The following is a 17,357-nucleotide window of genomic DNA, read 5'->3' on the forward strand; positions in this document are numbered from 1 at the left end:
TGCATGTTAAGATGATGCATCGCTTGACGGAGCGCGAGTAATTGCTCGCTGAGATCAGCTAAGACTTTTCAATAAAGTTTTGAAGCTGAGTACCGTTGAACCTGATCAGGTTAAGACCTGCGTAGGAATCAAGCCATCTAAAAACTGAACGCCTTTCATTGAACTATTTCCAGTAGAAATACATCCGTTGCATTTGTATCATCAAATTAACAACACACAGAAATAGCTTCAATTGCCATCGTTTTTGGTCGTGCTTGATTCGTTGATGTCATTCATAAGGATCATTGCAATGAACCAGTTAACGAATCTTTCCGCTGAAATTTCAGCACAACATGAACAAGATGCCAAAGATCTGACCCGTATCTTGCCTGCCTCTAAAAAAGTTTATATCCAAGGTTCACGCCCAGACATTCAAGTCCCCATGCGTGAGATTGAACTGACCGAAACCCCAACAGGCTTAGGCGGTGAGTATAATCCACCAGTGATGGTGTATGACACCTCTGGTGTGTATACCGATACCAATGTCAGTATTGATCTGAACAAAGGTCTACCGAATGTTCGCGAAAATTGGATTGAAGAGCGCAACGATACCGAAATGTTAGATAGCCTGAGCTCAAGCTTTGGTCAAGAACGTTTACGAGATATACGTACCGCTGATATTCGTTTTGCTCACATCCAGAAACCACGTCGCGCCAAAGCAGGTCACAATGTCACGCAGATGCATTATGCCAAACAAGGCATCATTACTCCTGAAATGGAATACATCGCTATTCGTGAAAATCAGCGTCAACGTGAAGGGGTCGATGCACGTCAACACGCGGGGCAAAACTTTGGTGCGCATAACCTGATGGAAATCACGCCTGAATTTGTGCGCAAAGAAGTGGCTGAAGGGCGTGCCATTATTCCTGCCAATATTAACCACCCTGAAATTGAACCCATGATCATTGGCCGAAACTTCTTGGTGAAAATCAATGCCAATATTGGTAACTCGGCTCTAGGCTCTTCAATCGATGAAGAAGTCGCAAAAATGACGTGGGCAACTCGTTGGGGTGCAGACACCATCATGGACCTCTCCACAGGGAAGAACATCCATGAAACGCGTGAGTGGATTATCCGTAACTCACCTGTTCCGATTGGTACCGTACCTATCTATCAAGCTTTAGAAAAAGTTGATGGGGTGGCTGAAGACCTGACGTGGGAAATCTTCAAAGACACGCTGATCGAACAAGCGGAGCAAGGCGTAGACTATTTCACCATCCATGCAGGCGTCTTATTACGTTATGTTCCAATGACGGCGAATCGCCTCACTGGTATCGTGTCTCGTGGCGGTTCGATCATGGCACAGTGGTGTTTGGCCCATCATCAAGAAAACTTCCTCTATACGCATTTCGATGAAATCTGCGAAATCATGAAAGCCTATGATGTGTCATTCAGCCTCGGCGATGGCCTACGTCCAGGGTGTATCCAAGATGCCAATGACGAAGCACAGTTCTCTGAATTACGCACTTTAGGTGAGTTGACCCATCGTGCATGGAAACATGATGTGCAAGTGATGATTGAAGGTCCAGGGCATGTGCCTATGCATATGATCAAAGAAAATATGGATCTACAACTTGAAGTCTGCCAAGAAGCGCCCTTCTACACTTTAGGGCCATTAACCACCGATATTGCACCGGGTTATGACCATATTACTTCTGCGATTGGTGCGGCGATGATTGGTTGGTATGGGACTGCCATGTTGTGCTATGTCACGCCAAAAGAACACTTGGGCCTGCCGAACAAGAAAGACGTCAAAGATGGCATCATCACCTATAAAATTGCAGCACATGCGGCAGATTTGGCCAAAGGTCATCCGGGTGCGCAAGTTCGTGACAATGCTCTGTCTAAAGCACGTTTTGAATTCCGCTGGGAAGATCAGTTTAATCTCAGCCTTGATCCAGACACGGCGCGTAGCATGCATGATGAAACCATGCCGAAGGAAGCGCACAAGTCTGCGCACTTCTGTTCGATGTGCGGTCCCAAGTTTTGCTCGATGAAAATCACACAAAACGTGCGTGATTATGCACAAAACCAGCAAAACGCTGCACTGAATAAAATTCAGCAAGAAGAGGTCGAAACCGGTCTCGATAGCATGAAAAAACAATTCCATGCAAGCGGACAAAACTTGTACCAAAAAGTGTAAGCTGATAAAAAACCTTTTGTAATCATGCGATTCTCAGTTAGGATGAAATGATAAATTTCATCCTGATTGCGCTTTATGAACATAATTAAGCAAGCTACATATCACCGTGAAGATGTCCAAATTGTAGACAGAGCCTTTGTTTTTCAGGGTTTTGTTCAAGTAGAAAAAGTAAATTTACGTCATCGCCTGTTTAATCAAGCTGAGTACACCGCTGTGATTTCACGTGAGCTTATTCAGCGCCCTGAAGCGGCAGGTGTCTTAATTTATGATGATGCACAACAAAAATTTGCCTTGATTGAACAGTTTCGTATTGGTGCTATGGATGATCAAGATTCAGCTTGGCAGCTGGAGATTATTGCGGGAGTACTCGATGGTGATGAATCACCTGAAAGCTGTATTCGCCGTGAAGCATTAGAAGAATCAGGCTGTCAGATTGAACACTTACAACATCTGTTTAGCTTTTACCCTTCTGCAGGTGCCTGTGCGGAACTGTTTCATCTGTATAGTGCTGCGGCCGATTTACCCGAACAAGGTGGTGTATTTGGTATGCCCGATGAAGGTGAAAATATTTTATTACACCTGATTGATTATGCGCAGATCGATACATTACTTTCCAATGGTCGGCTCAGAAATGCGCCTGTCATAATGGCCTTGCAATGGCTACAACAACAGATTAAAACGACAAGGAATGTCTAAGGGGTCAGGCATGACTTTAAATAATGAGAAAAATTGGACCATTATCCAAATTTCAGATACGCACTTGATGGATCAAGATCATCTGGAGTTTGTACGTATGAATCCAGAGCAAAGCTTTCATCATGTAATACAACACATTGTGGAACGTCATCCACAACTGAATGCTATCGTCCATACGGGTGACTTGGCACAAGTACCTGTGCCTCGAACCTATCAACGCTATTTAGACTTTATGCAGAGTTTAAAGACGCCGTTTTATCAGGTTCCGGGCAATCATGACAATGCCGAACACTTCCCTTTTCATCAGCAACAAAACAAAGTTCATGTGATTCACTTTGGCCCTTGGAGCGTGGTTTTACTCAATAGTGCTGTCAAAGGTAAAATCGATGGCTGGGTCGATGAAGCACAATTGAACCAACTGGAACAGATCCTACAAGAATTTGCCCAGCAACACATTGTGATTGCCTGTCATCATCATCCTTTTGAAATGCAGTCAAAATGGATTGATCAACATAAACTCAAGAACACCCAAGACCTCACTGCGGTTCTTGCGAAATACCACAATGTCAAAATTGTGCTGTCGGGACATGTCCATCAAGAATCATGGCGTGAGTGGCATGGTATTCAGTTTTACTCGACGCCGTCTACCAGTGTCCAATTTAAACCTTTAAGCGATCATTTCGCCTTAGATGAGCAAGCACCAGGTTATCGTATTTTACAATTAAACGCAGATGGCAGCCATGAAACCCACGTAGAACGTGTCTTACACGCACAGCAAAAAATAAATGTTGAAATTTCAGGTTATTAACTTTTCATTTTTATCGTTTTCAATTACCTTAGTTGCTCTTACGAAAAAGTGATCAATTTAATCCAAACATCAAAGACTATCAAAATACTTAAAAAGTCTATATGATGACGACCCCCGAGGGTGAATCTCCTCGAGGGTGGATAAAAACACTTGCATATCACCATATTTTTTGCGTATTAAAGATACGTATATGATGAGGATTGCCCTAAATGGCGAATGACAACCAAAATACTGTCTTAGACGAACAAACTGATGTTGTAGATGAAAAATCTACAAAACGTGTGCGCAAAACTAAGCCTAAAGCGACTGACGGTGGTTCTACTGCAAGCTTATTTGGTATTGAACCTTATCAGCCGAAAAAAAATGAAGAATACATGTCTGAAGGTCAGCTTGAGCACTTCCGCCAAATTTTGTTGGCATGGAAAGCAGAGCTGATGTCAGAAGTTGACCGCACACTCAACACCATGCAAGACGAAAACACCGCTTTGCCTGATGTGAATGACCGCGCGACACAAGAAGAAGAGTTTGCAATTGAATTACGTACACGTGACCGTGAACGTAAACTCATCCGCAAAATCGAGCAATCAATTGAAGCGATTAAAAACGATGACTATGGTTTCTGTGAAACCTGTGGTATCGAAATTGGTCTGCGCCGTTTAGAGGCCCGTCCAACAGCAACTTTATGTATTGACTGCAAAACACTGGCAGAAATCAAAGAGAAGCAAAATAACGGTTAATCATGTTATTCAATAATCCTCCCCCAACCCCTCCTTTACATAAGGAGGGGGACAACAGGATGGCTTATGTGGGTCGGTTTGCGCCATCGCCAACCGGCCCTTTGCATTTTGGTTCACTCATCACCGCCGTTGCCAGTTATTGCGAAGCTAAAGCACATCAAGGCACATGGTTGGTTCGTATTGAAGATACCGATATCCCGCGTATTTACCCCGGCAGTGAAAGCCATATCTTGCATTGTATCGAGGCTTTCGGCTTTCAGCCCGATGCGGAGATCATATTCCAAAAAGATCGTCTCGACCTATATGAAGACGTGATTCAGCAACTGCATCAACTCAAACTGGTCTATGCCTGTCAGTGCACCCGCAAAATGCTCGGTTCTAACCACATTTATGCAGGCACCTGCCGTGACCTTGCTCTGCCTTTTGAGCAACAAGCCATTCGCGTCAAAGTAGAAGATGTCGAGATTTGTTTTGATGATGCTCTGCAAGGCCGACACTGCTCACAACTGGCACATGAGCTCGGTGACTTTGTACTGAAACGCCGCGATGGCATTATCAACTATCAATTAGCGGTCGTGGTAGATGACTACCTACAAGGCATCACCCATGTGGTTCGTGGTGCAGATCTATTGGATAATACCGAGCGACAAATTTATTTAGGTCAGCTGCTAGATTACCCACGTCTTAGCTATATGCACCTGCCTTTAGCCATGAATAATCAAGGGCAAAAATTGTCTAAACAAAATATGGCACAAGCGCTGGATCTTAACCAAGCACCAGCTCTACTCGCTCAAGCAATACGCGCACTAAATCAGCCAGTTGTCGAACTAGACCATCCTAAACGAATGTTGCAACAAGCCATTGCACAATGGGATGTTTCACTGATTCCGCACCGTACTACCCTGCACGGTATCTATTTATAGCAAAACCATCGCGGCAGAAACTCAACACTACGCATAGCGCGCAACGTTTCAATTGAAGAAAATTCAAAAAATTAGATTATTACAGTCACATTCATCATGAAAGAATGATGCATAAATACGCTGATGAGAAACACAATTTAGGAAGGGCTCAAACGCTATCCGCATAACGAAAAGTGAGTTTCGTCTGCAGATAGCGTGATGAAAGAACAACCGGCTTAGAAGCTGGATTCTTCTTTGGTTGGATTGGCACTTTGTGTGGTTGCATCAATTTTCAAAATCAAACTGATCATCACTGCGCACATAATCAGTGATGAACCACCATAACTAATGAAAGGTAGGGTCAAACCTTTGGTTGGCAGCATGCCCATATTCATACCTGCGTTTACCAAAATTTGCAGTAAGAAAATAATCGATACCCCATATGCCAAATAACCCGCACGCAGGTACTGATTCTTCAAGGCACGATGACCCACTTTGATACAGCACAGCAACATGGTAAAGGACAGAATTAAGACCGTAGTGATCCCGAAAAAGCCAAACTCTTCGCCTAAAATGGCCAACATGAAGTCGGTATGCGCTTCAGGCAAGTAGGCCATTTTCTGTACACTGTGGCCAAGCCCTACACCAAACCATTCACCACGCCCAAAAGCCATTAAGGCATTGGAAAGCTGGTAACCAGTACCTAGCGGATCTTCCCAAGGGTTTGAGAAAGACATTAGACGTTCAAAACGGTAAGGCTCAAATACAATCAGAAAGACAAAGGCCGCAAAGATTGCACCAAAAGCCATACCAAACTGAATCAACGGCGCGCCAGCAAGGAAAAAGATACCGAGCATCATCAAACTAATCACCACGGTTGCCCCCAAGTCAGGCTCCGCAATAATCAAACCCACCGTCAACAGCATAATAATACCGAGACGGATCAAGCCTTTGATGTTATTTCTTACTTCTTCGGCACGGCGTACCACATAGTCCGCTGTGAAAATCGCCATCATTACTTTGGCGACCTCAGAAGCCTGCAAGGTGAAGCCCGCAACACGAATCCAACGGGTCGAACCATTAACCTCGGTACCAACAACCAATACGGCAGCCAGCAGTAAGATGGTCAAGATCCACAGTGGGAAGGTGTTATTGAACCAAACATTGAGCGGAACTCGGTATACCGCATAGGCCAAAACGCCCGCCACCGCGATTGAAATCCCGTGACGAAGGACATAGTGAAATGAATTCTCATGAAGGCGTTCAGCATAAGGCATCGACGCAGATGCAACCATGATCGAGCCTAAACACAACAAAGCAATGACGCAAAAGATCAACACATTACGCGGTGTCACTTCGCTGGGTACACGCGGCGCCCAACGGCTATAAAACTGGTTAATTTTATTGATCGTTGTCTGAGCAAACTCAGCCATCTCAATTTCCTTATTATTTTTAGTGGAGTTCTTGCACACAAGCGACAAACTGATGTCCGCGCTGTGGGTAACCACTGAACATATCAAAACTTGCACATGCAGGTGACAATAACACGACATCATGGGCTTGGGTATGGGCTTGGCAAAGTGCAATTGCCTGCTCTAAAGTCTCAGCATGCAGTAAGGTGGTTGTTCCTACCACAGCTTGTTCAACTAACGCCGCATCTTCACCAATCAACACAGCCACTTTCACGTATTTGCTCAAAGCCTCACGTAAAGCACTAAAATCTTGTCCTTTGCCTTGACCACCTAAAATGATCGCGACCTTACCACCTTTGGCTTCAATCGCAGCACCTAGACCATCAATCGCAGCCAGTGTTGCGCCTACATTGGTGCCCTTAGAGTCATTATAGTAGCGCACACCCTCAACTTCTTTCACAAACTCACAGCGATGCTCTAAGCCTTTAAAGCTTTTCAGTGTTTCCAACATCGACTCCAGTGGCAAGTTGATTGCCTCACCCAAAGCCAAACAGGCCAAAGCATTGGCAACATTGTGTGTACCTTGAATATACATCTCTGCACTGTTCAATAAACGTGTGCGGCCACGGGCTAACCAGATCGTACCATCGTCATCTCTTAATACACCGTACTGATTCATATCAGGTGCATTTAAACCAAAGCTTTGCATTGGCGTAGCATCAGGCACTAAAGGACGAGTAAGTGAGTCATCACGGTTATGAACGACTTTTTTCACGCCTTGGAAAATGCGATGCTTCGCGGTGTGATAGCCCATCATATCGCCATGACGGTCAAGATGATCTTCACTCATATTCAGCACCACCGCAACTTCAGCTTGTAAATTTGAAGTGGTTTCTAACTGAAAGCTGGATAGCTCTAAAATGTATAAATCTGGCTCATCTTTGGTTAAATCCAACGCTGGGCGACCAAGGTTACCGCCTACCGCGACTTTCACGCCTGCATGTTCAGCCATCAGACCAATCAAGGTCGTCACAGTACTTTTTGCATTAGACCCAGTAATGGCCATGATTGGCTTGTCAGTTGCACGACGTAGGATTTGAATTTCACTCACCACGGGAATGCCTTTGGCAATCGCAGCTTGAATTTCAGGTAGTTTCGGATCGAGCCCAGGGCTAATAACGATTTCTTCAGCAGACAACAACAGTTCTGCGTCAAACTGACCAAAACTGGTTTGTACCTCTGCTGGAATTTGGTCATGACCGGGCGGAGTCGATCGGGAGTCCGTTACTGCAACGCGGTAGCCTTGGTTATGTAAAAAATTGACCGCTGCAACACCAGAAATGCCGAGCCCTGCAACGACCTTAAGTCCACCACGTTGTATTAACATTTTCGCCCCATGCTTGGTCTGAGATTTATCTGCGGAAATGTTAGCACTTTGCTGTTTTGAATGCTTTTTCTGTTTTGACTTTCCTGCACTTTTTTTGTGTCAGTGCGTAAAAAAGCCGCCCCTCTTGGACGGCTTTTTTATTTGTGAGCAAAAATCGTTTTATTTCCATTTCACCGCTTGGACTTCAGGCTTTTTCGTATTGCGGTCTTCTGTTGCTGGGCAGGCACAGTTTCCGCCACAACCGCCAGCCATTGACGGCTTTAACCACATCGCTAAACGTGTCCAACCACGAGCCTCACACAGCGCGGACAAGGACATGAAAACTGAACCCGATGTCCTAGGAAATACTTTCTTAAATACCACCACTGCACTCCAGATCACTAGAGCAGCAACAATTAGAATTTCAATCATCTCAATCTCCTCGCCTATTTACGCCGATTAGCCCAAATAGTGCGTTGCAATTTGATAGGTCAGGAATGACATTAAATAAGCCAAACCAAACAAGTAAATGGTCATAAAACTCACGGTTTTCCATGAACCTGTTTCACGTTTGACCGTTGCTAAAGTCGCCAAACAGTGCGGTGCATAAATAAACCACACCAATAAAGACAGACCAGTCGCCACCGACCAGCCGAGCTCACCGCCACTACTGATCAGTGAAGCCAAACCTTGTGACATGGCATCTTCATCAACAGCGGATAAGGCATATACCGTACCTAAAGCTGCCACCACCACTTCACGAGCAGCCATGGCTGGAATCAAGGCAATACAAATCTGCCAGTTGAAGCCCAGCGGTGCAAAAATCGGTTGCAGTAAATGACCGAGCATACCGGCAAATGAATAATCAATTTCAGGTAAAGTCGCGCCTTCAGGAGCTTGCGGGAAGGTACATAAGAACCACAGCAAAATAGACAACGCGAAAATGATGCCACCCACGCGACGCAAGAAGATCTTGGCACGGTCAAGTAAACCAATCCAAATATTCTTCAAGTCAGGGAAACGATAGCTTGGTAACTCCATCATCAACATATGTTGTGACTTGTCTTTCTGGAAGAATTTCAGAACGAAAGATACACACAGTGCACTGACAATCCCGGCCATATATAAAGCAAACAACACTAAACCTTGCAGATTAAAAATCCCCCAAACAGTTTGTTCAGGAATAAAAGCAGCAATTAACAAGGCATATACAGGTAAACGTGCAGAACACGTCATTAACGGTGCCACAAAAATCGTAGTCAAACGGTCACGCGGATCACTAATGGTACGCGATGCCATGATGCCCGGAATTGCGCAGGCAAAGCTAGACAAGAGCGGAATAAAGGCACGCCCAGAAAGACCTGCTTTAAACATCAGCTTATCTAGCAAAAACGCGGCACGCGGTAAATAACCCGACTCTTCCAATACCAAGATAAAGAAGAACAAAATTAAAATCTGCGGCAAGAACACCACGACACCACCCGCACCCGCAATAATCCCGTCTACCACCAAACTGTTAAGTAAAGGGTGGCTAATTGACCCACCGATGGTTTCACCCAGCCAGCCAAAGAAGGTTTCAATCCCATCCATAAACGGCGCTGCCCAAGAAAAAACGGCTTGGAAGACAATAAACATCATTACTGCAAGGCTAACTAGCCCCAAAACTGGATGTAGAAAAATCTTATCCAGAAAATCAGTTCGCTTGTCTTCTTCATCGACGTACTGCACGGCATCATGTAATAAATTTTCTACTTTCTCATGTGCAGTGTCGCCTTTTAAGCCCGTCAACTCGGTATAAGGCACGGCATATTTGCCCTGCTCTAAAGCACTGAGCAAGCTTTCAATACCCGAATTACGCACCGCAACGGTTTCAACGATCGGTACACCCAAGCGCTCAGAAAGCTTTTGGGTATTGATTTGCATGCCACGGCGACGTGCTTCATCCATCATGTTTAAAACGATTAACATTGGACGGCCCAATGCAATCAGTTCAATCACTAAACCGAGGTGAAGTTTGAGGTTAGTTGCATCAACGATACATAAGAAAGCATCTTGCTGACCTTCTTCTGCAATTTTCCCCATCACCACGTCACGGGTAATCATTTCATCAGGGCTAGTCGCATCCAAGCTATACGTCCCTGGCAAATCCAGAACGCGAACTGCTTGACCTGAAGGAAGAGTAAATTGACCAACTTTACGCTCAACCGTAACACCCGCATAGTTACCTACTTTTTGGCGCGTTCCAGTGAGATGGTTAAATAACGAAGTTTTACCGCAGTTTGGATTACCTACAAGGGCAACACGCAAGGCATCACTCATCTAGGTGCTCCTTCGACTTGAATTTCAATTTTTTCAGCTTCAACTTTTCTTAAGGCGAAACGTGTAAAACCCACTTGGATTAAAATTGGATCGCCACCAAAAACACCTTTGGTAATCACCTGTACTTTTGTACCTGCGACAAAGCCTAATGTTTCAAGACGACTAGCCACCAAATCAGTCTGAGCTTCGCCATCCAAAGTATGATTCACTTTGTTAATGATGGCAGTTTGTTTGACTTTTAAATCAGATAAACGCACCGCATCCAACCCTTTAATATTTTGAACAGTATACAAACAAATGAGAATAATTACCAAATCAGATTCGATAATGATTCGCATCTGTTATAACACATCGACAAGCGAGAATGATTACACTACATTGAATAAAACCCCTATTCCTTGTTTTGTCTTTCCGTGATGATGTGCTTGAGAGCTTTATGTTAAATAAAAAACCGCGTGTGCCTGCGCCTGTTCAAATTCCAACTCAGCTCAGTTTTTTACACGGCTTTAAAGATTATCTCATTGCACAAACCGTCAGCCCACACACCCGAAATGCTTATCTCTCTGACTTATTGCAGTGCAGCGAGTGTAGTCGGGTGAGCATGCCTGAATGGAGCAGTGACGATGTCGCCGATGTTCTGCTGACCCTCACCAAGCAAGGCAAAAGCCCGCGCTCCATTGCGCGCTGTCTGTCTGCTCTGCGTTCTTTTTTTAAGTTTCTACGGGAACAAAAACTGCGTTCAGACAACCCTGTCGCACTACATAAAACACCCAAAATTGGCCGTGCACTGCCTAAAGATTTGTCTGAGCAAGACGTGGATGCCTTAATCCAAGCTCCAGATATTGAAACCGCTCTCGGACTCCGTGATCGTGCCATGTTTGAAGTGTTGTATGCCTGTGGTTTACGTGTATCTGAGCTACTGAATCTACGCCTAGACTTAATCAATTTGAAACAAGGCTATTTAAGGATTACGGGTAAGGGCAATAAAGAAAGACTGGTACCTTTGGGGCAAATCGCAGTGGAATGGGTCGAAAAATACTTAATTGAATCCCGTCCGCAATTATATAAATCTGCAACTGACTATCTATTTTTAACTCAACATGGCGGCATTATGAGTCGGCAAAACTTTTGGTACGCCATTAAACGCTATGCCTTACAAGCAGGGATTCAGGCTGAACTATCTCCACACACCTTACGACATGCTTTTGCAACGCATTTACTCAATCACGGTGCTGACTTGCGTGTGGTACAAATGTTATTGGGACATAGTGATCTGTCCACGACACAAATTTACACCCATGTCGCACAAGTGCGTATGCAACAACTACATGCCAGCCATCACCCAAGGGCTTAAGGTCTTGATCATCCATAACTTAAGGCTGTTTTTAGCACGAAGACTACGAAGTATTACCGAGTCCTGTACTTTTTTTGCTATGCTTGGCGCTCTGTTTTTATAAAGTCAAAAGAAAAAGGGTTATCTATGTTATTTACCCGTAAACCATTGTTCATTGCCTGTGCCATTGCTTCAAGTGTTCTATTTACAGCATGTTCAAATAACACTGAAGAAAAAAAACAAGACTCTTTAACGGCAAGTGCACCAGCCACAGGTGAAGCGTCGACTTTGACGGAACGCAATGCAAAGCAACGTTTAATTGACACTCTTCAAAAGCATTTCAAAACAGCCAATATCAATGCCAAAATCATCGATATCAAAACCACTGAAGTGCCAAATTTATTTTGGGTCAATCTTGAAGGGATGAGCTCGGTTTATACCACGGCAGATGGTAAATATATTATCCAAGGTGATGTGATTCGCTTGGGCGATAAAACACTCCACAACGTCAGCGACAACCTGCAAGCTGAAGCCAACAAAAAGCTTCTAGCAGGGCTCAAAACTGAAGACCTACTGGTTTATAAAGCCAAAGACAAGACCAAACATGTGGTTTATGTCTTTACCGATGCCAGCTGTCCATACTGCCATAAACTGCACGAGCATATCCCTGAAATCACAGCTCAAGGCATTGAAGTGCGTTACATTGCATGGCCGCGTGGCGAACAGTTCATGCCAGCCATGGAAAGTGTGTGGTGTAGTGCAGACCGTCAAGCTGCCTTTGATCAAGCGATTTCAGGTGCTCAACTTCCACCAGCGACCTGTAAAAATCCAGTGCGAGATCAATACCAGTTGGGTCTGAACATGGGCGTAAATGGGACACCTGCGATCTACAATGAAGATGGTGAATATCTCGGTGGCTATTTGGCCCCAAGTGAATTATTAAATCGCCTTAAATAACTAATTTTTATTTGTTATTTAACTAATATTTATAGTTAAACATAAAATGATTTCTTTCCTAGAGTCTCACAGTTTTTTTAGCTATGATCTAGGCTTGGTTCAATATATATAAGTAAATTGGAGTGTGACGTGAAACCAGTTCGTCTGGCAATCCTCGGTCTTGGTACTGTGGGTGGTGGTGCCCTTAAACTACTAAAAGAAAATGCTGCTGAGATTAAACGTCGCACCGGTCGTGAAATTCAAATTACCTATGTCGGCACACGCCGCCCTCGTCCAGACTTAGATTTAGGCGATGAGGTCAAGCAAAGTGCTGACTTACTCGACATTGTGCGTCAGCCTGATGTCGATGTTGTGGTTGAAGTGATGGGTGGCATCCATCCTGCATATGAAGTGATTAAAGAAGCCATTTTGCATGGTAAACAAGTCGTCACCGCGAACAAAGCTTTACTTGCTGAACATGGTAATGAGCTATTCAAATTGGCGGATGACAATGCCGTGCAAATCGCCTATGAAGCTGCGGTTGCAGGGGGCATTCCCATCATTAAAGTGATGCGCGAAGGTCTAGCTGCAAACAAGATTAATTGGTTAGCGGGTATCATCAATGGTACAGGCAACTTTATTCTGACTGAAATGCGTGAAAAAGGTCGTGCTTTTGCCGATGTGCTCAAAGAAGCACAAGAGCTGGGTTATGCCGAAGCTGATCCAACTTTTGATGTCGAAGGCATTGATGCTGCACATAAACTCACGATTTTAGCATCGTGTGCTTTTGGTATTCCGCTACAGTTTGACAAAGTCTATACCGAAGGCATCAGTAAAATCACAGCACAAGATGTGAAATATGCTGAAGAGCTGGGTTTCCGTATTAAGCACTTGGGGATTGCGCGCCGCGCAGCGAATGGCATCGAACTTCGAGTTCACCCAACCTTGATCCCTGCGGAAGAACTGATTGCCAATGTCAACGGTGTTAAAAATGCTGTCTTGGTACAAGCCCATGCTGTCGGTCCAACCCTGTACTATGGCGCAGGCGCAGGCGCGGGCCCAACCGCTTCTGCGGTCGTTGCAGATGTCATTGATATCGTCCGTGATATCTCTTATACCGAAGATGGTGCTGGAACGATTCCACAATTGGCTTTCGAAGCACTGACCAATGTGCCCATTTTAAGCCGTGAAGAAATGACTACAGGTTATTACATTCGGATTAATGCAGAAGATCAAACTGGCGTCTTGGCCGATGTAACCACGATTCTCAGTCGTGCAGGCATCAGTATCGATGCCATCATGCAACAACCACGCTTAAAAGACCTTATTCCAATCGTGATTTTGACTGATCCAGTCGTTGAATCAAAAATGGACGAGGCACTTGCTCAAATTCAAGCCTTACCCGTCATTCATGGCGAAATCGTGCGAATTCGTTTAGAATCGCTTGATAATTAATCGGGTTGAGGAAAAGAACGCTCTTCTCTTCCTCACCAAGCTCTACACACAATTGGAACATCATCATGTCGAATGCCAATCGTTATACTGGTTTAGTTGACCGTTATCGCGACCGTTTACCAGTGTCTGCAACTACTCGCGCTATTTCTTTGGGTGAAGGTAATACGCCACTGATTAAACTCGAGAACATTCCACGTTTAATTGGCAAAAATGTTGAAATTTATGTGAAGTACGAGGGCTTAAACCCGACTGGTTCATTTAAAGACCGTGGTATGACCATGGCAGTCACTAAAGCCGTTGAAGAAGGCTCAAAAGCCATTATCTGTGCATCTACTGGTAATACCTCAGCTGCAGCTGCGGCTTATGCAGCGCGTGCAGGCATTAAAGCGTTTGTGTTAATCCCAGAAGGCAAAATTGCCATGGGTAAAATGGCGCAAGCAATGATGTATGGTGCCATCACCATGCAAATCCGTGGTAACTTCGATGACGGTATGCGTCTGGTTAAAGAAATTGCCGATAAAGCCCCTGTAACGATCGTAAACTCAATCAACCCGTACCGTTTGCAAGGTCAAAAAACCATTGCTTACGAAATCGTAGACGAGTTAGGCCGAGCACCAGATTACCACTGCCTACCAGTGGGTAACGCAGGGAACATTACTGCACACTGGATGGGGTATACCGAAGCGGTTGCTAACCAACCTGCGGATCAATTTGAGCAAGTGATTTACGACGCTGAAACAGATCAGTTCACGGGTCCAAAACCTGAAGGCTTACCAACTATGGTTGGTTACCAAGCAGCAGGTGCTGCGCCATTCTTACGTGGTGCACCCGTTGAGAACCCTGAAACAGTTGCAACGGCAATCCGTATTGGTAATCCACAAAGCTGGAGCCATGCTAAAGCAGTGGTTCGTGACTCTCAAGGTTGGTTCGATGAACTGACTGATGCTGAAATCTTAGAAGCACAACGTTTGCTTTCAATGTATGAAGGTGTCTTTGTAGAACCTGCTTCTGCAGCATCGATTGGCGGTGCAATCCGTGACATCAAAGCAGGTAAAATTGCGGAAGGTTCCGTGATTGTCTGTACCGTGACAGGTAATGGCCTAAAAGACCCAGATACTGCGATCAAACAGTGTTCTGATGCAGTCATGCTGTCAATCGATGCAACTTTAGAACAAGTTCGCGATTCAATTCTTTCAAACATGTAATTGAGAGAAGACAAAAAAGCCCTGCATCTGCAGGGCTTTTTTATGACTCAATTTTTGTTGTTGAGTGAGCAAAAACAAAGTCGGGTTAAATACGTTTTGGTAATTGGCTCGCCCAGTTCATTAGGCGTGTTGCATCATTGGTACGTGCTGCAGATGAGTCCGCGCCCAATAACACCACCACTGCTGGACGGTTATTTAAAGTGGTATGCATTACCACACAACGACCGGCTTCATTAATGAAACCTGTTTTTGAAATATTAATATTCCAACCACCATTACGAACCAAGGCATTGGTATTGTTTGATTTTAATACACGATAGCCCAAGTTAAAGTCATAGCTGGCTGTGGTTGAGAACTGACGAATCAGACCATACTGTGATGCGGCATTGACCAAAATACCCAAGTCACGTGCTGAAGCGACATTACCTGGATGTAGACCTGTCGACTCCATATAATGGGTTGAATTCATACCCAAAGATTTGGCTTTGGCATTCATCGCCGAAACAAAGGCTGAGCGACCACCCGGATACGTCCGTGCAAGCGCCGATGCTGCTGGGTTTTCTGACTTCATTAATGCAAATAACAATGCCTCTGCACGGTTCATACTGTCCCCTGCACGCAGGGACGAGCTTGAACTTTTACAACCCGAACACGAAAAGTCCGCTTGCTGTAAAGTAATGTTTTCAGACATATTTAAACGCGCATCTGAAATCACCACCGCCGTCATCAACTTAGTAATCGAGGCAATCGGCAGCGCGGTATTACTGTTTTTACTGTACAGTACTTCACCTGTATTGCCATCCATCACCAGTGCTGCACGAGCATTGACACTGGGTTGGTTGGAATATTTCGAGGTATCGAAAATTTGTACTGTTTTCGAGGTACTGTTGTTTGTTACCACACCATTGGAACTGCGAATACTGGTAGTGACTTTTGTTGAACCCTTAGGAGCGTACTCTTCAGGATCTTCCATGAGATCATCATTCAGAAACTGTTCTGCATCTGCTGCAGACCAGCTCATGCTTGCTTGGCTAGGGCCCGAGCCCGGATTCATCACCAAGTCTGCAAAGCTATGGGTACTGACCGTCGTTGCAATCGACCATCCCAATAGATGCATTAAAAATTTATTTGATTTTTTCACTTTTCTTCACTCAACTTCATAACCCATAAGATACATTTGCGTATTCACGCCAATATGCCTTACATTTGTACACAATGCGAACAGCATTGCCGTCGACAGCGTGCATATCTTTTCAAATAAGCCTAAGAATAGGATTGCTAATTTTGTCGTTTCATTGCAAGCTTATTTTGCTTTATGTAACAAAAAATATGGTTTTTATAGTGAGGAAGAGCTAGGTGATCACAGTTTTAGTGGTAGATGACCATGAGTTAGTACGTACAGGGATTTGTCGAATGCTCGAGGACCATGCCGATGTTCAAGTCATTGGCCAAGCTGAATCTGGTGAAGAAGCAATTAACCTCGTCCGTCAATATCACCCGAATGTGGTTCTGTTAGATGTCAACATGCCAGGCATCGGTGGAGTTGAAACCACACGCCGCTTACTACAAACCGCACCCGAAACCAAAGTACTGGCGGTCAGTGGTCTAGCTGAAGAACCTTATCCTTCCCTGTTACTCAAAGCTGGCGCCAAAGGCTACATTACCAAAGGTGCGCCCGTGACCGAAATGGTCCGTGCGATTAATAAAGTGATGCAAGGCGGTAAATATTTCAGCGCTGATATTGCTGAACAACTGGCCAGTTCTTATCTATCGGATACACAAACCTCACCTTTTGATGCTCTGTCTGAACGTGAAATGCAGGTGGCGATGATGGTTGTGAATTGCATCAGTGCACAAGAAATTTCTGACAAGCTTTTTGTCAGCGTAAAAACGGTCAATACCTACCGTTACCGAATTTTTGAAAAGCTCAATATCGACAGTGATGTGAAGCTGACTCACCTTGCTATTCGTTATGGCTTAATCAAACCCTGATGCAAGCTGACTAA

Annotated in this window: 16 protein-coding genes and 1 riboswitch; of the genes, 10 read left to right on the plus strand and 6 right to left on the minus strand. The window is 44.6% G+C overall.

Annotation, left to right across the window (positions count from 1 at the left end):
- The first annotated feature begins 17 nt into the window (after window positions 1-17).
- Window positions 18-145: riboswitch (TPP riboswitch) on the plus strand.
- Between the two features lie 144 nt (window positions 146-289).
- The 5 genes from thiC (at window position 290) to gluQRS (ending at window position 5,346) form a co-directional block, all read left to right on the plus strand.
- Window positions 290-2,182, plus strand: a complete 1,893-nt coding sequence (gene thiC / locus ACFN7Z_RS16235) for a phosphomethylpyrimidine synthase ThiC (protein ID WP_010325711.1) — start codon at window positions 290-292, stop codon at window positions 2,180-2,182.
- Window positions 2,183-2,257: 75 nt separating this feature from the next.
- A complete protein-coding gene (locus ACFN7Z_RS16240; protein ID WP_010325710.1) occupies window positions 2,258-2,878 on the plus strand; it encodes an NUDIX domain-containing protein in 621 nt (206 codons plus the stop codon).
- A 10-nt stretch (window positions 2,879-2,888) separates the two neighbouring features.
- Window positions 2,889-3,686 carry a 3',5'-cyclic-AMP phosphodiesterase gene (gene cpdA, locus ACFN7Z_RS16245; RefSeq protein ID WP_010325709.1) on the plus strand — a complete coding sequence of 266 codons (798 nt, stop codon included), beginning with the start codon at window positions 2,889-2,891 and terminating at the stop codon, window positions 3,684-3,686.
- A gap of 209 nt (window positions 3,687-3,895) precedes the next feature.
- Window positions 3,896-4,423 carry an RNA polymerase-binding protein DksA gene (dksA, locus tag ACFN7Z_RS16250; protein ID WP_004692816.1) on the plus strand — a complete coding sequence of 176 codons (528 nt, stop codon included), beginning with the start codon at window positions 3,896-3,898 and terminating at the stop codon, window positions 4,421-4,423.
- Window positions 4,424-4,425: 2 nt separating this feature from the next.
- Complete coding sequence (gluQRS, locus tag ACFN7Z_RS16255) at window positions 4,426-5,346, plus strand: tRNA glutamyl-Q(34) synthetase GluQRS (RefSeq protein WP_228127590.1); 921 nt, start codon at window positions 4,426-4,428, stop codon at window positions 5,344-5,346.
- A gap of 215 nt (window positions 5,347-5,561) precedes the next feature.
- Here the strand turns inward: gluQRS and ftsW are convergent, their stop codons facing one another.
- From ftsW to ACFN7Z_RS16280, 5 genes are all read right to left on the minus strand, one after another.
- The gene (ftsW, locus tag ACFN7Z_RS16260) at window positions 5,562-6,758 is read right to left on the minus strand and encodes a putative lipid II flippase FtsW (protein WP_010325707.1); all 1,197 of its coding nucleotides are present in this window, start codon (window positions 6,756-6,758) and stop codon (window positions 5,562-5,564) included.
- A gap of 19 nt (window positions 6,759-6,777) precedes the next feature.
- Window positions 6,778-8,124 carry a UDP-N-acetylmuramoyl-L-alanine--D-glutamate ligase gene (gene murD / locus ACFN7Z_RS16265; RefSeq protein WP_010325706.1) on the minus strand — a complete coding sequence of 449 codons (1,347 nt, stop codon included), beginning with the start codon at window positions 8,122-8,124 and terminating at the stop codon, window positions 6,778-6,780.
- A gap of 159 nt (window positions 8,125-8,283) precedes the next feature.
- Window positions 8,284-8,535: a DUF6587 family protein gene (locus ACFN7Z_RS16270; protein ID WP_010325705.1), complete on the minus strand. Its 252-nt coding sequence runs from the start codon at window positions 8,533-8,535 to the stop codon at window positions 8,284-8,286.
- A 27-nt stretch (window positions 8,536-8,562) separates the two neighbouring features.
- Window positions 8,563-10,422 (minus strand): ferrous iron transporter B, encoded by a 1,860-nt coding sequence (locus tag ACFN7Z_RS16275; RefSeq protein ID WP_010325704.1) that lies wholly within the window; start codon window positions 10,420-10,422, stop codon window positions 8,563-8,565.
- The gene (locus ACFN7Z_RS16280) at window positions 10,419-10,679 is read right to left on the minus strand and encodes a FeoA family protein (RefSeq protein ID WP_010325703.1); all 261 of its coding nucleotides are present in this window, start codon (window positions 10,677-10,679) and stop codon (window positions 10,419-10,421) included. Before ACFN7Z_RS16280 ends, ACFN7Z_RS16275 begins: the two co-directional genes overlap by 4 nt.
- Window positions 10,680-10,858: 179 nt before the next feature.
- On the opposite strand from ACFN7Z_RS16280, the gene xerD reads away from it, so the two are divergent.
- From xerD to thrC, 4 genes are all read left to right on the plus strand, one after another.
- Window positions 10,859-11,776, plus strand: a complete 918-nt coding sequence (xerD, locus tag ACFN7Z_RS16285; RefSeq protein WP_010325702.1) for a site-specific tyrosine recombinase XerD — start codon at window positions 10,859-10,861, stop codon at window positions 11,774-11,776.
- A gap of 126 nt (window positions 11,777-11,902) precedes the next feature.
- Window positions 11,903-12,712 carry a DsbC family protein gene (locus tag ACFN7Z_RS16290; RefSeq protein WP_010325701.1) on the plus strand — a complete coding sequence of 270 codons (810 nt, stop codon included), beginning with the start codon at window positions 11,903-11,905 and terminating at the stop codon, window positions 12,710-12,712.
- Window positions 12,713-12,841: 129 nt separating this feature from the next.
- Entirely contained in the window at window positions 12,842-14,146 is a 1,305-nt protein-coding gene (locus tag ACFN7Z_RS16295; RefSeq protein ID WP_010325700.1) for a homoserine dehydrogenase, read from the plus strand.
- 65 nt (window positions 14,147-14,211) lie between these two features.
- Complete coding sequence (gene thrC, locus ACFN7Z_RS16300; protein WP_010325699.1) at window positions 14,212-15,351, plus strand: threonine synthase; 1,140 nt, start codon at window positions 14,212-14,214, stop codon at window positions 15,349-15,351.
- An 85-nt stretch (window positions 15,352-15,436) separates the two neighbouring features.
- On the opposite strand, the gene ACFN7Z_RS16305 is transcribed toward thrC, so the two are convergent.
- Window positions 15,437-16,492, minus strand: a complete 1,056-nt coding sequence (locus ACFN7Z_RS16305; protein WP_010325698.1) for a serine hydrolase — start codon at window positions 16,490-16,492, stop codon at window positions 15,437-15,439.
- Window positions 16,493-16,707: 215 nt separating this feature from the next.
- Here ACFN7Z_RS16305 and ACFN7Z_RS16310 point away from each other — a divergent pair, with 215 nt between their 5' ends.
- Window positions 16,708-17,343, plus strand: coding sequence for a response regulator (locus tag ACFN7Z_RS16310; protein ID WP_010325697.1), 636 nt, complete (start codon window positions 16,708-16,710; stop codon window positions 17,341-17,343).
- The last annotated feature ends 14 nt before the right edge of the window (window positions 17,344-17,357 follow it).

This window comes from Acinetobacter sp. P1332, from assembly GCF_044057475.1.
Lineage (GTDB): Bacteria > Pseudomonadota > Gammaproteobacteria > Pseudomonadales > Moraxellaceae > Acinetobacter > Acinetobacter johnsonii.